The 12,808-nt window shown below is 73.6% G+C and carries 13 protein-coding genes and 1 pseudogene; 4 read left to right on the forward strand and 10 right to left on the reverse strand.

Features of this window, described 5'->3' with window-relative positions:
- Window positions 1-77: 77 nt before the first annotated feature.
- Window positions 78-2,273 (forward strand): thiol reductant ABC exporter subunit CydC, encoded by a 2,196-nt coding sequence (cydC, locus tag DMB66_RS48565; protein ID WP_233625372.1) that lies wholly within the window; start codon window positions 78-80, stop codon window positions 2,271-2,273.
- Window positions 2,274-2,498: 225 nt separating this feature from the next.
- Here the strand turns inward: cydC and DMB66_RS63125 are convergent, their stop codons facing one another.
- From DMB66_RS63125 to DMB66_RS48575, 3 genes and pseudogenes are all read right to left on the reverse strand, one after another.
- Window positions 2,499-3,128, reverse strand: coding sequence for a hypothetical protein (locus tag DMB66_RS63125; RefSeq protein ID WP_199753076.1), 630 nt, complete (start codon window positions 3,126-3,128; stop codon window positions 2,499-2,501).
- Window positions 3,129-3,522: 394 nt separating this feature from the next.
- Window positions 3,523-4,236 (reverse strand): annotated as a pseudogene (locus DMB66_RS64745) (serine/threonine-protein kinase); the annotation flags it as partial.
- 154 nt (window positions 4,237-4,390) lie between these two features.
- A complete protein-coding gene (locus tag DMB66_RS48575) occupies window positions 4,391-5,515 on the reverse strand; it encodes an alpha/beta fold hydrolase (RefSeq protein WP_125810901.1) in 1,125 nt (374 codons plus the stop codon).
- 188 nt (window positions 5,516-5,703) lie between these two features.
- Here DMB66_RS48575 and DMB66_RS48580 point away from each other — a divergent pair, with 188 nt between their 5' ends.
- On the forward strand, window positions 5,704-6,237 hold the full coding sequence (locus tag DMB66_RS48580; protein WP_125810902.1) for a hypothetical protein: 534 nt from the start codon (window positions 5,704-5,706) through the stop codon (window positions 6,235-6,237).
- Here DMB66_RS48580 and DMB66_RS48585 read toward each other — a convergent pair.
- The 6 genes from DMB66_RS48585 to DMB66_RS48610 all read right to left on the reverse strand — a co-directional run bounded on the left by DMB66_RS48585 (window position 6,194) and on the right by DMB66_RS48610 (window position 9,777).
- Window positions 6,194-6,826: an HAD-IA family hydrolase gene (locus DMB66_RS48585; protein WP_125810903.1), complete on the reverse strand. Its 633-nt coding sequence runs from the start codon at window positions 6,824-6,826 to the stop codon at window positions 6,194-6,196. The genes DMB66_RS48580 and DMB66_RS48585 overlap by 44 nt on opposite strands.
- Before the next feature lie 30 nt (window positions 6,827-6,856).
- The gene (locus DMB66_RS48590; protein WP_125810904.1) at window positions 6,857-7,372 is read right to left on the reverse strand and encodes a GNAT family N-acetyltransferase; all 516 of its coding nucleotides are present in this window, start codon (window positions 7,370-7,372) and stop codon (window positions 6,857-6,859) included.
- Window positions 7,369-7,929 carry a helix-turn-helix domain-containing protein gene (locus DMB66_RS48595; RefSeq protein WP_125810905.1) on the reverse strand — a complete coding sequence of 187 codons (561 nt, stop codon included), beginning with the start codon at window positions 7,927-7,929 and terminating at the stop codon, window positions 7,369-7,371. Before DMB66_RS48595 ends, DMB66_RS48590 begins: the two co-directional genes overlap by 4 nt.
- Before the next feature lie 77 nt (window positions 7,930-8,006).
- Window positions 8,007-8,612 carry a DUF3618 domain-containing protein gene (locus DMB66_RS48600; protein ID WP_125810906.1) on the reverse strand — a complete coding sequence of 202 codons (606 nt, stop codon included), beginning with the start codon at window positions 8,610-8,612 and terminating at the stop codon, window positions 8,007-8,009.
- Window positions 8,588-9,016, reverse strand: coding sequence for a phage holin family protein (locus tag DMB66_RS48605; RefSeq protein ID WP_125810907.1), 429 nt, complete (start codon window positions 9,014-9,016; stop codon window positions 8,588-8,590). The genes DMB66_RS48600 and DMB66_RS48605 overlap by 25 nt, the downstream gene beginning before the upstream one ends.
- Window positions 9,013-9,777 (reverse strand): hypothetical protein, encoded by a 765-nt coding sequence (locus DMB66_RS48610; RefSeq protein ID WP_233625373.1) that lies wholly within the window; start codon window positions 9,775-9,777, stop codon window positions 9,013-9,015. The genes DMB66_RS48605 and DMB66_RS48610 overlap by 4 nt, the downstream gene beginning before the upstream one ends.
- Before the next feature lie 219 nt (window positions 9,778-9,996).
- Here DMB66_RS48610 and DMB66_RS48615 point away from each other — a divergent pair, with 219 nt between their 5' ends.
- Window positions 9,997-11,220, forward strand: coding sequence for a sulfite oxidase (locus tag DMB66_RS48615; RefSeq protein ID WP_125810908.1), 1,224 nt, complete (start codon window positions 9,997-9,999; stop codon window positions 11,218-11,220).
- A gap of 51 nt (window positions 11,221-11,271) precedes the next feature.
- A complete protein-coding gene (locus tag DMB66_RS48620) occupies window positions 11,272-12,345 on the forward strand; it encodes an NYN domain-containing protein (RefSeq protein ID WP_125810909.1) in 1,074 nt (357 codons plus the stop codon).
- Here DMB66_RS48620 and DMB66_RS48625 read toward each other — a convergent pair.
- Window positions 12,323-12,808: hypothetical protein (locus DMB66_RS48625; RefSeq protein ID WP_233625374.1), on the reverse strand; the 486-nt coding region annotated here is incomplete at its 5' end. The two genes, DMB66_RS48620 and DMB66_RS48625, sit on opposite strands and share 23 nt — an antisense overlap.

Consider the following 12,808-nt stretch of genomic DNA (forward strand, 5'->3'; position numbering starts at 1 on the left):
GGTGCCGGGGTCTCCGCCGGTCAGCGCCAGCGGCTCGCGCTGGCGGCGCTGCTGCGGGCCGCGGCCGTACGCCCGCGGTGCTGCTCCTCGACGAGCCCACCGCGCACCTCGACGCGGAGGCCGAGCGCCTGGTGATCGCGCGGCTGCGGGCGGCCGCGGGCCAGGGTTGCGCGGTCCTGGTGGTCGCCCACCGGCCCGGCCTGCTGGCCGCGGCCGACCGGGTGGTCGACGTCGTTCCCCCGCCGCCGGGCGCTGACTTCACCGGTACGGCCGCAGCGGAGTCGTTGCCCGCGACTGCCGGCTCGACCGTCACCGAGGCCACGCGCCCAGCCACAGACCGCGCCGCAGCACCGCCGACCCACGTCGCGGACCGCGGGGCCGGTGATCGTCGGCCTGGCGTTGAGATCTTGGTAGCCGATGACCCTCGGAGGGGCCGGAACCTACCAAGATCGATCAAGGATCAGGTCGTCCAGGGCACGGGACCCGGCGCGTCGCGGCCGGCCCCGGTCGCAGAGCATGGCACGTCGCCTCTGGTCCGGGCGGCCGGGTGGGTCGCGCGGCGGCCCGGCGCGGCCGTCGGGCTCGGGGCGGCGTCCTGGCTTGCCGGGATCGTGCTGACCGGGGCCGCCGCCTGGCTGCTCGTGCGGGCCGCGACCCTGCCGCCGGTGCTGACCCTGTCGACGGCCGTCGTGCTCGTCCGCGGCAGCGCCGTCGCGCGCCCGCTGCTGCGCTACCTCGAACGCCTGGTCGCGCACGACGTGGCCTTCGCCCGCCTCGGCGAGTGGCGGGCCCGGGTCTTCGCCGACCTCATCCCCCACGTCCCCGGCCCTCGGCTGCGGCGCCGCGGTGACCTGCTCACCCGGGTCGGCGACGACGTGGACGCCCGGGTCGACGGGCTGCTGCGGGGGCGCCTGCCCGCCCTCGCAGCAGCTCTGACGCTGGCCACCGTCGCGGTCACCGCCATGTTTCTGCTGCCCGCGGTGGCGCTTCCGCTCGCCGCGGGACTGCTGATCAGCGGCGTCGCGGCCCCCGCGCTGGCCGCGTGGCAGGCGAGCCGGACCGACGCCGCCACCGGCCGGGCCCGGGCCGAACTGCGGGACGCCGTCGTGGAGACCGTCGACGGCGTCGAGGAACTCGCCGTGCGGGAGGCCGGTGCGGACGCGCTGGCCGTACCGGATCGGCGCAGCCGGGTGCTGGCGCGGCTCGAAGCGCGGGCGGCCCGCTCGGCCGGTGCCGCCGCCGCGCTCAGCCTGCTGGGCTGGGGTGTCGCGGTCACCGGGACCGCGCTGGTGGCCGCCGGCGGCGGGCTGTCCGACGAGTGGTCCGCCGTGCTGCTGCTGGCGGTCGTGGCCCTCGGCGAGCCCGTGGCCGTGCTGCCCGACGCCGCCGTGGCCCGGCAGCGCGCGGCCGGCGCCCGTACCCGGCTGGCGGAGATCTCCCCCCAGGTGCCGGCCGCGGTCCACGGTCCTGCCGGCGACATCACCACCCGTAGCATGGCCGCCGGACGGGACCCGGCACTGCCGCCCCGGATGCCCGGACCTGCCAGCGACATCACCACCCGTAGCTTGACCGCCGGACGGGACCCGGCGCCGACCCCCCGGATGCCCGGACCGGCCGGTGACATCGCGATCCGTGGCTTGGTCGCCGGGTGGGATCCGGCGCGGGCGCCTGCCCTGGCCGGCGTTGACCTGGATCTGCCGGCCGGGTCGAGGGTCGCGGTGCTCGGGCCGTCCGGGGGTGGCAAGTCCACGCTGGCCGCCGTGCTCGCCCGGCTGCTCGGTCCGCGCGCCGGGACGGTCACCGGTGTGGGCCGCAGCGTGCTGGTCGGCGACGAGACCGACCACGTCTTCGCGTCCACCGTCCGGGAGAACCTGCGCATCGCCCGCCCCGGCGCCACCGATGCGGAACTGCGCGCGGCCCTGGCCCGGGTCCGGCTCGACGGGTGGCTGGCCGGGCTGCCGGCCGGGCTCGACACGTGGCTCGGCACCGGCGGCGGCACGATCTCCGGTGGCCAGCGCCGCCGGCTGGCCACCGCCCGGGCCCTGCTCGCCGGTCCCGACCTGCTCATCCTCGACGAGCCGACCGAGGGCCTCGACGAGGCCGGCGCCGCCGCGCTCATGGCCGACCTGCTCACTGCGGCAGACGGCCGGACGGTGCTGCTGCTGACTCATCGCACGGAGGGCCTGGACCGGGTGGACGCCACGTACGAGCTGCGGGACGGGCAGCTGTCCGTCTGCCGGCGCGCAGAGACCGTGGTGCCCGCCGCCGGGTGATCGACCTCGAACGCGCAGTCCTTCCCCGAACCACACGGCATCCCCGATCGCGGCACGCGACCCACCCGGAGGCCCGGAGAGGGCATTTCATCCGTTTCAACCCCGGGCCACGTCCAAGATCCGGGCGCTGCCGCCGGCGCGGCAGGGGACAGCTCATTGAGGAAACCCGTTCCTCGGTGGGAGGGGCGTGCCGCACGGGGTCTCCGCGCCTTCGGCTGATCCTCGTCAGGAGAACGCGGAGCCGGTGGTGTCCCCGCCTTCTTCCGGGGCGGCCAGGCAGTGCACCAGGCGCAGGTCGGTGCCGGGCACCTCGATCGGCCAGGGATGCCGCTCCCAGCCGTCGGTCCTTTCCGTGTCGCGGCTGTGCTGGGCCATCAGCTCCGCCGAACAGGCGGCTGCGATGTCCTTGCGCCCGATGAGGCTGTCTTCCTGGCTGCGCCGGACGTCGCGCGGCATGGTGGTCGCCGCGAAGGTCTCCCAGGCGTGCTCCCCGGTGCAGTCCATCTCGCGTGGGGAGAGTGCCTGGCCGCTGCTCGCGACGGTTCCCGCCCAGCACATCGGCTCGGCCGGGCAGAACATCGTGCCGCAGGTGACGAAGCCCTCCGGCGGGGTGGACGCGCCACTCGGGCCGGCCCCGGCCACGGGTCCGGCGCTGGAGCCGGATCCGGGTTCGCCGTCGGATCCGGGGTCGAGCAACTGCCAGGTCGCCACGCCACCGACCACGACCACGAGCAGGACCGCGACGAGCAGCACCAGGCGGCGCCGGGTCGTCCGGCGTTCCGGCTCCTTCGGCCCGGCCGGCGGCGCGGAGAGCGGACGCCCCTGCGACGAAGACCCGACCGGAGGCGCGGACACCGGACGCCCCTGCGACGAAAGCCCGACCGGAGGCGCAAAGCCCGGATGCCCCTGCGACGAAGACCCGACCGGAGGCGCAAAGCCCGGATGCCCCTGCGACGAAAGCCCGACCGGCGGCGCAATGGCCGGATGCTCCTGGGACGGGGGCCCCCGACATCGGAGGTCCGTGGAACGGGGGCCCGGTCGGCGGCGCGGACATCGGGCGTGCCGGGGATGGAGGCGGGGTCGGCGCGCTGTTCCGCGGCTCCGGGGGTGGGGTCGGATCGGTTCGCCACGACTGCTGGCGGGCCGGACGGGGGTCGATCGCGGCGCGGGCGGCCTCCGCCATCGCCGCCGCCGATGGCCAGCGGTGGGCCGGGTCGGTTGCCAGCGCCCGTTCGACCACGGCGAGCACCGGGCCGGGGATGTCGGCGCCGAGCGGGGGTGGCGCGGTCTGCAACCGCTGCAGCGCCACCGCGTAGGGGTTGTCTCCCTCGAACGGGCGCCGCCCGGCGAGGCACTCGTAGGCGGCGAGCCCGAGCGAGTAGACGTCGCTGAGGCCGGTGGCGGGCCGGCCGAGCACCTGCTCGGGAGACAGGTACGTCGGCGTGCCCAGCACCGCGCCGGAGGCGGTGAGCTGGGTGCCGTCGTAGGTTCGCGAGATGCCGAAGTCCGTGATCAGCAGGGTGCCGTCCCGGCGGATCAGCAGGTTCGCCGGCTTGATGTCGCGGTGCACGATGCCACGCTCGTGCACCGCCCGCAGCCCGTCCGCCGCCTGCGCGATCAGCCGCATCGTCGCCGCCGGGTCGAGGCGCCCGACGCGGGCCAGCACCTGCGACAGGGACTCGCCGTCGATGAATTCCATGACCAGGAAGGTGATCCCGGTGCCGCGCCCGTAGTCGTGGATCGACGCCACCGCCGGATGGTTGACGCTCGCCATCGCCTGGGCCTCGACCAGGAACCGCTTGGCGAAGTCGGGCTGGTCGGCCACCTCGGGCAGCATGGCCTTGACGGCGACGACCCGGCCGAGCACCTCGTCGACGGCCCGCCACACCTCGCCCATGCCGCCGGCGCCGAGCCGCGCGTCCAGCCGGTAGCGGTCAGCGAGCCTGAGACCGGCGTACAGCATCGACCTTCACCGTCCGTCCCTCGGACCGCCCTCAGCGGCCACCCGCCGCGCATCCTGCCACGCCGCTGCGGGCGGCCGCCGAGTGCTCCCGGTCCTTCGGCGTCTCGGGGCGCCGAAACATCAGGAGGGGAAGCCGAGGAGAGCGAGGAAGACCTCAGGCGGTGAAGCGGGCGGCGATCCAGTCCGCGACGGTGGCCGTCGAGGCGACCACCGCGCCGTCGTGGTTCGCGTTCGGCACGGGGACGAAGGTTACCGGCTGGGCTGTGCCCAGCTGGTCCAGCAGCACATTTTCGGTGATGTCGTACGGCACCGCCTCGTCCGCGGTTCCCTGCACGATCAGGATCGGCGCGCTCGGCGCGGCCTGGGCCGGGTTGTCGTACTGCGCCAGCTGGTTCACGACCGGCTGGGGCAGCGAGCCGCCGAGGACCAGTTGCCCGGCGTTCAGCGACTGGTATTCAGCCAGGATCTCGTACAGGCAGCCGGACTGCAGCACGGACACCCGTTGCCGGGCCGGCGGCGCCAGCACCGTGAGCGGGTCGAACGACGGCTGCACCGCGGCGAGGCCGTACAGGGCCATCACCAGGTAGCCCTGGCCCGGCGTGCCCGGGATGAGCGGGGCCAGCAGGTTGACGTTCGAGACCGGGGCGATGGCCGCCACCCCGCGCAGGGTCAGGGCGCCGTCGTAGGAGGGCGCCAGCTCGCCGGCGAACAGCGCGCCCTGGCCGCCCTGGGAGTGGCCGTCCACGGCGTACTGGGTGCCGAGACTGCTGTCCAGGGCGCGGGCCGCCTTGACGCTGTCGATCATGGTGCGGGCCGCGCCGCCGCCGATCAGGTACGGGTGCGCGTCCGCCGTACCCAGGCCCTGGTAGTCCGGGGCCGTGACGGTCCAGCCGCGGTTGAGCAGCTCGGCGATGGCGGCCCGGGCCTCCGGCCAGAAGACTCCCAGGTGGTCGGAGGGTGCGCACTGATCGGCCAGGCCGGTCGTGCCATGGCCCCAGACCACCGTCTTGTGGGCCTTCTGCCGTTTCGGGGTCAGCACGAGCCCGGTCACCGTGATGGTCGCGCCGGAGACGTTCGTGCTGGCGTAGGAGATGCGCTGGCCGGTGGCCAGCGGGGTGAGTTCCGGCGGCAGGACGGCCGCGGCGGCGGACAGGACCGTGCCGGGCGCGTTCTCGGCCGCGGCTGCCGGGACCGCGCCCCCGATCCCGCCGCAGATGACGGCCAGGACGGATCCGAGGACGGCCGCCCTCCTCGCCTGGTGCCGGAGGACCGCACTCATACATTCCACCCATTCTTAGAGGTGCACACGCTGACCCGTCCATGCAAAGCGCCGTGTCCGGGGAGATCTCGCACAGGACGTGCGACGGCGGGAAAGCCCGCACCTTCGGGTTCGTGACCGCCGGCCGATCGACCGGTACGGCATGGCCGTGCGACGGTGGGGGCCGGACGATCGAGGCGAGGTGACGGATGACGGCCATCGTGGGCTTGGCGCAGTCGGGTTCGGTGTACATCGGCGGGGACAGCGCGGGGGTGTCGGGCATGAGCCTGACCGTGCGCGCCGACGCCAAGGTCTTCCGCAAGAACCGCTACCTGTTCGGCTTCACCACCTCGTTCCGGATGGGCCAGCTCATCCGGTATTCGCTGACCCTGCCGAAGCCCACCGGCAACCTGGAGGCGTTCATGGCGACGACGTTCATCGACGCCGTGCGCGACTGCCTCAAGACCGGCGGCTGGGCGTCGAAGGAGAACGACCGCGAGGAGGGCGGCACGTTCCTGGTCGGCGTACGCGGGCAGTTGTTCGCGGTCTACGACGACTACCAGGTCGCGAAGGCGGCCGACGGCTATGCCGCGGTCGGCTGCGGCGACCAGATCGCGCTGGGCGCGCTCTTCGCCACGGCGGGCACCGCTTTGGGCCCTCGCCGCCGGGTGAAGAAGGCCCTGGCGGCGGCCGAACGCTTCAGCGCGGGCGTGCGCGGCCCGTTCGTCTGCCTGAAGGGGTGATCGCCGCCCGGGCGACCTCGGCCAGGCAGGCGGGCGTACCGGTGAAGACGATGCCGGTCAGGCCGAGAGCCGCCGCCGCCTCGATGTTGGCCGGGCGGTCGTCGACGAAGACGACGTCGCCCGGCTCGGCGCCGAGCCGGGCGACGGCCGCCGTGTAGCACCGAAGGTCCGGCTTGACCAGCGCCAGGTCGGCACTGAACAGCCGGTGCCGGAAGGGCGCCAGGCCGGCGTGCCGGTCGAGCTCGCGGGCCAGCTCGTACGGGGCGTTGGAGAGCAGCGACACCGGCGTGCCGGCCGCGTGCAGGGTGTCGAGCAGGCGCAGCGTGCCGGGGTTGAGGTGCAGCCAGCTCGCCACGTCCAGCTCCACCAGCCGGCGCAGCAGCACCCCGCCGGGCGCCGCCCCGAGGATCCCGGACCAGTAGCTGAGCGCCGTGCCGCCGGCGTCGTAGCCGGGGCGGTGGGCCCAGTAGCGGCGGGAGAACTCGGCGACGGGCAGGCCGGCGAGGGCGGCCAGCGCGGCCACCTCGCCGGCGGGCTGGGCGACGCTGATGACCTCGCCGAAGTCGAAGAGCAGGTGCACAGGGGCCATGGTGTTCCCATCGGCATGCGAGCCGGGCAGTCAACCCAGCTTCTTGAAGAAGAAGCTGCAGTCCCGGAGCGCTCCGGCCGGGTCCGCCGCGTAGTCCGGGACGATGCCGTACCGGTGCCAGCCCGCGGACTCGTACAGCCGTTCCGCGGCGCTGGCCGTCTCCGTGTCGAGCAGCAGCAGGGCGATCCCGGAGGCCGCGGCCGCCTCCTCGGCGACCGCGAGCAGCCGGCGGCCGAGGCCGTTCCCCCGGGCGTCACGGCGGACGGCCAGCTTGATCACCTCGGCGCGGTGCCGCGCGTTGGGCTTGTCCGCGTACGCCAGGCTGATCGTGCCGGTGACGCCCGCCGGGCCGGCGGCGATCCACACGGCGAGGCTGCCGTCCGCGACCGCCGGCGCGCGGGACCGCCACCAGGCGGTGGCCGCCGCCCGGTCGAAGCCGTCCAGGAAGCCGACGGAGGCACCGCCGGCCACCGCGTCGACCAGCAGGTCGGCCAGCGCCGGGAGGTGAGTGGCGAAGTCGGCGGCGGTGAGCCGGATGATGGTCATGGCAGCACCACGAAGACGGCGTAGCGGACCGGCGCGGGTCCCGGATTGCGGAACCGGGTCGGCCCCCAGAGCCGGAAGCGCAGGCAGTCCCCCGCGTCGAGCCGGTGCGGGGTGCGGTCGTCGGTCAGTTCGAGCCGGCCGTCGAGCACCCAGAGGTGCTGCTCCATGCCGGTCACCGGCGGCGCTTCGTAGGTGATGTCCGCGCCGGGGTCGAGGACTCCCTCGATGAGCTCGCCGCGCAGGCCCGCGTGCGGCGGGGAGACGCTGCGGCGGGTGAAGCCCGAGGACTCGTCGCGCCAGAGCGCCTGATCCGCGGCGCGGACGACGGCGGGCGGCTCCGCCTCGACCTCGGCGAGCAGGCGGGACATCGTCCAGCCGTACGCGGTGCAGAGCTTGCCGAGCAGCGAGGCCGTCGGGCTGATCTCGCCGCGCTCCAGGCGCGACAGCGTGGAACGGCTCACGCCGGTGCGGCCGGCGAGGTCGTCCAGCGACCAGCCACGCGCGACCCGCAGCTCGGCGACGCGCGCCGCCAGCCGGACGTCCAGGGCGTCTCTCATATTCGGGATACTATCCCAGATCTGATCGGCAACGCCGGGCCACCCCGTGCTGAGGGTGGCCCGGCGCCCGGCCCCGGTCAGGACCGTGCGTCGCTGACCGCCTGCCGGCTCTGGTCCTTGGCGTCCCGCGCCGAGGACTGTGCCTGTTGCCCGGTGGTCCGCGCCGCGTCCGCGGCGGTCTCCTGGACCTGGCCGGCCGCCTGCTGCACCGTGCCGGAGACGTCGTCCTTCAGCTCGGACGCGATGTCCTTGACCTTGTCGGTCAGGTCGCCGCTGTGCTCCTTGAGCTGCTGGCCGGCCCGCTTCTCCGCGTCGGTGACGGGGATCAGCGTGGCGGCGAGCATGCCGACGCCGAAGGCGATGATGCCCGCGGCGAGCGGGTTGCCCTGAGCCTGCCGGGCGACCGTGCGGGGGGCGCCGCGGACCGCGTCGGCGGCATCGTGCGCCTTCTCGCCGGCCTTGCCGGTCAGCTGCGACGCCTTGTCCTGCACGGTGCCCACGGCGTTCTCCGCCGAGCCCCTCGCGTGCTCCGAGCTACCCATGACCTTCTCCTTGGCGGCGGTCCAGCGACGCTGGGCGACCTTGGCCGGGCTGGTCTTCTCCGCCAGCAGGTCCACGTCGCGCGTCAGCGAGGCCCGCGTGCTCTCGATGTCCTGCCTCAGCCGGTCGGGTTCTTCAGCCATTGGGCGTCCTCCTTGAGGGTGTCGACGGTGCGCCGCGGGGTGGGGTCCACGGTCTTGAGCTTCTTGCGGCCACCGGCGTAGAGGACCGCGCCGGCGATTCCCCAGAGGACCGCGACGATCAGCGCGGCCCAGCCGGGATCCATCACGTTGCTGAGGGCCGCGACCAGCGCGCCGGTGAGGAGCACGACGACCAGGTAGCCGGCGAGGCCGGCACCGCCGAGCAGCCCCGAGGCCTTGCCCGCCTTGACCGCCTCCTGCTTCAGCTCGGCCTTGGCGAGCTCCACTTCCTGGCGGAACAGGGTGGCCAGGTCGTTGCTGATGTTGCCGATCAGCTCACCGACAGAGGTCTCGGTGACCTCGTCGGCACGGTCGCGCGAGCGGTCCGTGGGGTGGGGCGCGGTCATCGCGCGCCACCCGGGTAGTCGCGCGTGGTCCCGGCGGCGTACTCCGGCTCGACGTACTCCGGCTCGACCACGACCGGGGTGCCGGTTCCCGTCGAGGCGTACTCGGTGGACGTCCCGGCGTAGCCGGCAGCACCCGTGTCGTACGAGCCCGGGCCGGACACGAAGGTGTCGCTGGCGGGCTTGGCCGCCGGATCCGGCGCGAGATCGTCGGCCTTGGCCAGGCCCTTGCCGAGCCGGGCCACCACGAATCCCGCAGCCAGCGCGGCCGCGAGGAAGGCGCCAGGACGCCGCCGGGCGAAGTCCTGCACGTCGCGCACCACGCCCTCGGGGCCGTTGCGCTCCAGGTAGCCGGCCACCTGCCGGCCGCTGTCCGCCACCCGGGAGACGATCTGGGTGGCCGGCGAATCCGCCCGGTCGCCCCGCATGTCGTCGAGGTGGCCGGCCATCTCGCGGATGCCGCTCACCAGCCTGTCGTTCTGCGCCCGGGCCCGCTCGGACACCTTGCCGCGAACCTCGGAGGCCACGGTGCGGACCTGGGTCCTCGCCTCGGACCCGACCCGCTGGGCCTGCTCCTTGGCGGTGTCCTTGACGTCACCGGCGGCCCGGCCGGCGGCCTGGGCGCTCTGCCCCGCGGCCTGCTGCACCGCGGACCGGTCGCCGCTCGATGCGCTCGGCCCGGTGGCCGGGTAGGTCTCAGTGACCGGTACGTCGGCGCGGGGGGTGCTGTCCGGCGCGCGGGCGCCCGCAGACGGGTCACTCATTGCTGCCTCCATCGTGGTTCGTCCGTTGATGTCTCACGAGGTGGAATACCCGCGTCCGGCCCGCGAACACATAGTTGTCCTTGGACAATTATGCGAATTTCTCCGGCATGGACGCGGGGAGAACGGGTATTCACAGTCGTCGCGCTTCTCCTATTGTGCCCATGGGTTTACTATGCTCAGGATGATCGATGCCGGTCAGTGCCGCAGAGGAGCGCCGCGATGGACGACATGCTCGACGAGGCCACCTACGACAGGCTCCGGCTGGGCCAGTGGCTGGCCGGCGTCTCCCGCCGGGACCTGCTCAAGCTGACCGCCGCGATGAGCGCGGGCCTGGCCGGCGCGGCGGTCGCGAGCCCCGCCACCGGGGCGGCGGCCGGGCCGATCGTGAAGGCGCTCCCCCCGGAGCTGTTCACCGTGCTGGGCACCAACGCCGAGATGCGCTGGTCCGCGATGGCCGGCCAGGGCGACCTGGTGCCGATCGACCGCTTCTTCGTCCGCAACCACACCAGCACGCCGATCATCGACGCGGCGAATTGGCGGTTGCGCATCTTCGGCGCCGGGCTGCGGCACGGGCCGGTGGAATTCAGCTACGGCCAGTTGCGCCGCCTGCCGAGCGAGACCGTCACGGCGACGGTGGAATGCGCGGGCAACGGCCGCAGCTATTTCACCACCCAGCAGGGCCAGACCGTTTCCGGTACGGCGTGGCGGCTGGGCGGGGTCGGTGTCGCTCGCTGGCGGGGTGTCCGGCTGTCCACCGTGCTGCGCCGCGCGGGCCTCGCCCGCACCGCCGTGGACGTGCTGCCGGCCGGGCTGGACCCGAACTACGTCACCGGCGGCGTGGACCTCGGCCCGGTCCGCCGCCCGCTGCCGGTGCGCAAGGCGCTGCACGACGTGCTGCTCGCGTACGAGATGAACGGCGAACCGCTGCCCGCCGACCACGGCCACCCGGTGCGGCTGGTGGTGCCCGGCTGGATCGGCATCTCCTCGATCAAGTGGCTGGGCGGCATCGAGGTGAGCGACGTCCCGCTCTTCTCGCCCTGGAACACCCAGTTCTACCGGCTGTTCGGCCCGGATCACCCCGCCGAGGGCGAGCACTTCGACCGCCAGGTGATCAAGAGCGCGTTCGAGCTCGACCCGGGCGCCCGGCTGCCGGCGGGCCGGCAGCTGCGGCTGCGGGGCCGGTCCTGGTCGGCGGCCGGCGCCATCCGGCACGTGGAGGTCAGCACCGACGGGGGCCGGCACTGGCGCCGGGCCCGGCGGGTCGGCGGCGAGGGTGCCGCGTGGCAGCGCTGGGAGCTCGACTGGCGGCCGGCGGCGGGCGAGCACGAGCTGCTGGCCCGGGCCACCGACGTGCACGGCAACACCCAGCCGGACGTGGCGGCGTACAACACGCTCGGCTATCTGTTCGACGCCGTCGTCCGTCATCCCGTGGTGGCGGCCTGACCGCTGTTCCAGCTGCTCACCTGGTGCGGCCGACGCGCGTACGCTGGCCTCGTGGATCACGAAGAGCGCATCGCACTGTTCCTTGACTACGAGAATCTGGCGATCAGCGCTCGTGACCACCTCGGCGGCATGCCCTTCGAGCTGCGACCCGTCGCCGACGCGCTCGCCGAGCGGGGGCGGGTGGTGGTGCGCCGGGCGTATGCGGACTGGTCATACTTCGATGAGGACCGCCGGATGCTCACCCGGTCCCATGTCGAGCTCATCGACATACCGCAGCGGATGGGCGCCTCCCGCAAGAACGCCGCCGACATCAAGATGGTGGTGGACGCCCTGGAAGTGGCCTTCGAGCGGGCGTACATCTCGACGTTCGTGCTCTGCACCGGCGACAGCGACTTCACGCCGCTGGTGCACAAGCTCCGCGAGCTCAACAAGCGCGTCATCGGCGTCGGAGTCGAGAAGTCGACCTCCGCGCTGCTGCCCCCGGCCTGCGACGAGTTCCTCTACTACGACCGCCTGGAGGGCGTCGAGATCCCACCTGGGCGCACCCGGCCGGGCCGCCCGGTCAGCCCGGCCGAGCCGGAGCCCCAGCCGGTGGCGCAGGAGCCTCAGCCGGCCGCGGACACACCGGTGCGTGACGTCGACACGCTCACCGCGCTGGTGGCCCAGAGCGTGGCCGGGCTGCAGCGCAGTTCGGGCGGCACGGTCACCGCCTCGACGCTCAAGCGCACCCTGCTCCGCAAGGATCCGACCTTCAACGAGGCGGACTACGGGTTCCGCGCCTTCGGCGAGCTGCTGCGCCACCTCGCCGGGCACAACGTGGTCGAGCTGATCGGCGGCTCCGCGAAGGGCGACCCCGAGGTCACCCTGCCGGAACACGGCGGCCGGGAGGCCGCGTTCACGCTGCTGCGCACGGTGGTCTTCGACCTCGCGGGCGGCGACGGGTCGGCGGCGCTCTCCGGTCTCAAGAATCAGGTGCGCAAGGTGGCGCCCGACTTCAGCGAGAAGAAGCTCGGCTACCGTAGCTTTCTCCAGTTCTGCAAGGCGGCGGCGACCAGCGGCGCCGTCGAGCTGAAATGGAGCCCCGACGCCGACGACTATCTGCTCACCGCGAGGATGCCAGCCTGATGCGTGCGCTTCCCTTCGGGGACGTGATGAATTCGCGCAGGCGTTCCACGTAGAGCCGCATGTTCTCGCGTGCGATGTCGGTGTCCGGGTAGCGGCAGGCGAGCTGCAGACCCTCGTGCAGCCTGGTGATCCAGACGCACACCTGGTCGCCGTACGAGACCCGCATCAACCCGTAGGTGCGCAGGTCGTTCCACCGGTCCGAACCCGGGACGCCACGTGCGTCCACATAGGAGACGATGGAGTACAGGTCCGGCGAGGTGGGCCGGAAGTCGGAGCCCAGGAGGCGCAGCACGCGGGTGATGGGCATCCGTGACAGCGATCGATTCCTGGCGAGCGCGGCGTGGGTCAGCTTCAGCGCGCTGTCGAAGTCCGTCGCCCGGGCCACCGGGATCTCGACCGGCGCGCCGCCCACGTACCAGCCCACCGAGTTCGACCACTGGGACTTCACCCTGGTGTGAAACGG

It is taken from the genome of Actinoplanes sp. ATCC 53533 (genome assembly GCF_003947245.1).

What these genes read in the sequence shown, in the direction of transcription:
- DMB66_RS48575 (WP_125810901.1), bottom strand. Translation starts at nt 5,515, where the DNA reads ATGAGTGCGGTCCTCCGGCACCAGGCGAGGAGGGCGGCCGTCCTCGGA.
- DMB66_RS48580 (WP_125810902.1), top strand. Translation starts at nt 5,704, where the DNA reads ATGACGGCCATCGTGGGCTTGGCGCAGTCGGGTTCGGTGTACATCGGC.
- DMB66_RS48585 (WP_125810903.1), bottom strand. Translation starts at nt 6,826, where the DNA reads ATGGCCCCTGTGCACCTGCTCTTCGACTTCGGCGAGGTCATCAGCGTC.
- DMB66_RS48590 (WP_125810904.1), bottom strand. Translation starts at nt 7,372, where the DNA reads ATGACCATCATCCGGCTCACCGCCGCCGACTTCGCCACTCACCTCCCG.
- DMB66_RS48595 (WP_125810905.1), bottom strand. Translation starts at nt 7,929, where the DNA reads ATGAGAGACGCCCTGGACGTCCGGCTGGCGGCGCGCGTCGCCGAGCTG.
- DMB66_RS48600 (WP_125810906.1), bottom strand. Translation starts at nt 8,612, where the DNA reads ATGGCTGAAGAACCCGACCGGCTGAGGCAGGACATCGAGAGCACGCGG.
- DMB66_RS48605 (WP_125810907.1), bottom strand. Translation starts at nt 9,016, where the DNA reads ATGACCGCGCCCCACCCCACGGACCGCTCGCGCGACCGTGCCGACGAG.
- DMB66_RS48610 (WP_233625373.1), bottom strand. Translation starts at nt 9,777, where the DNA reads ATGAGTGACCCGTCTGCGGGCGCCCGCGCGCCGGACAGCACCCCCCGC.
- DMB66_RS48615 (WP_125810908.1), top strand. Translation starts at nt 9,997, where the DNA reads ATGGACGACATGCTCGACGAGGCCACCTACGACAGGCTCCGGCTGGGC.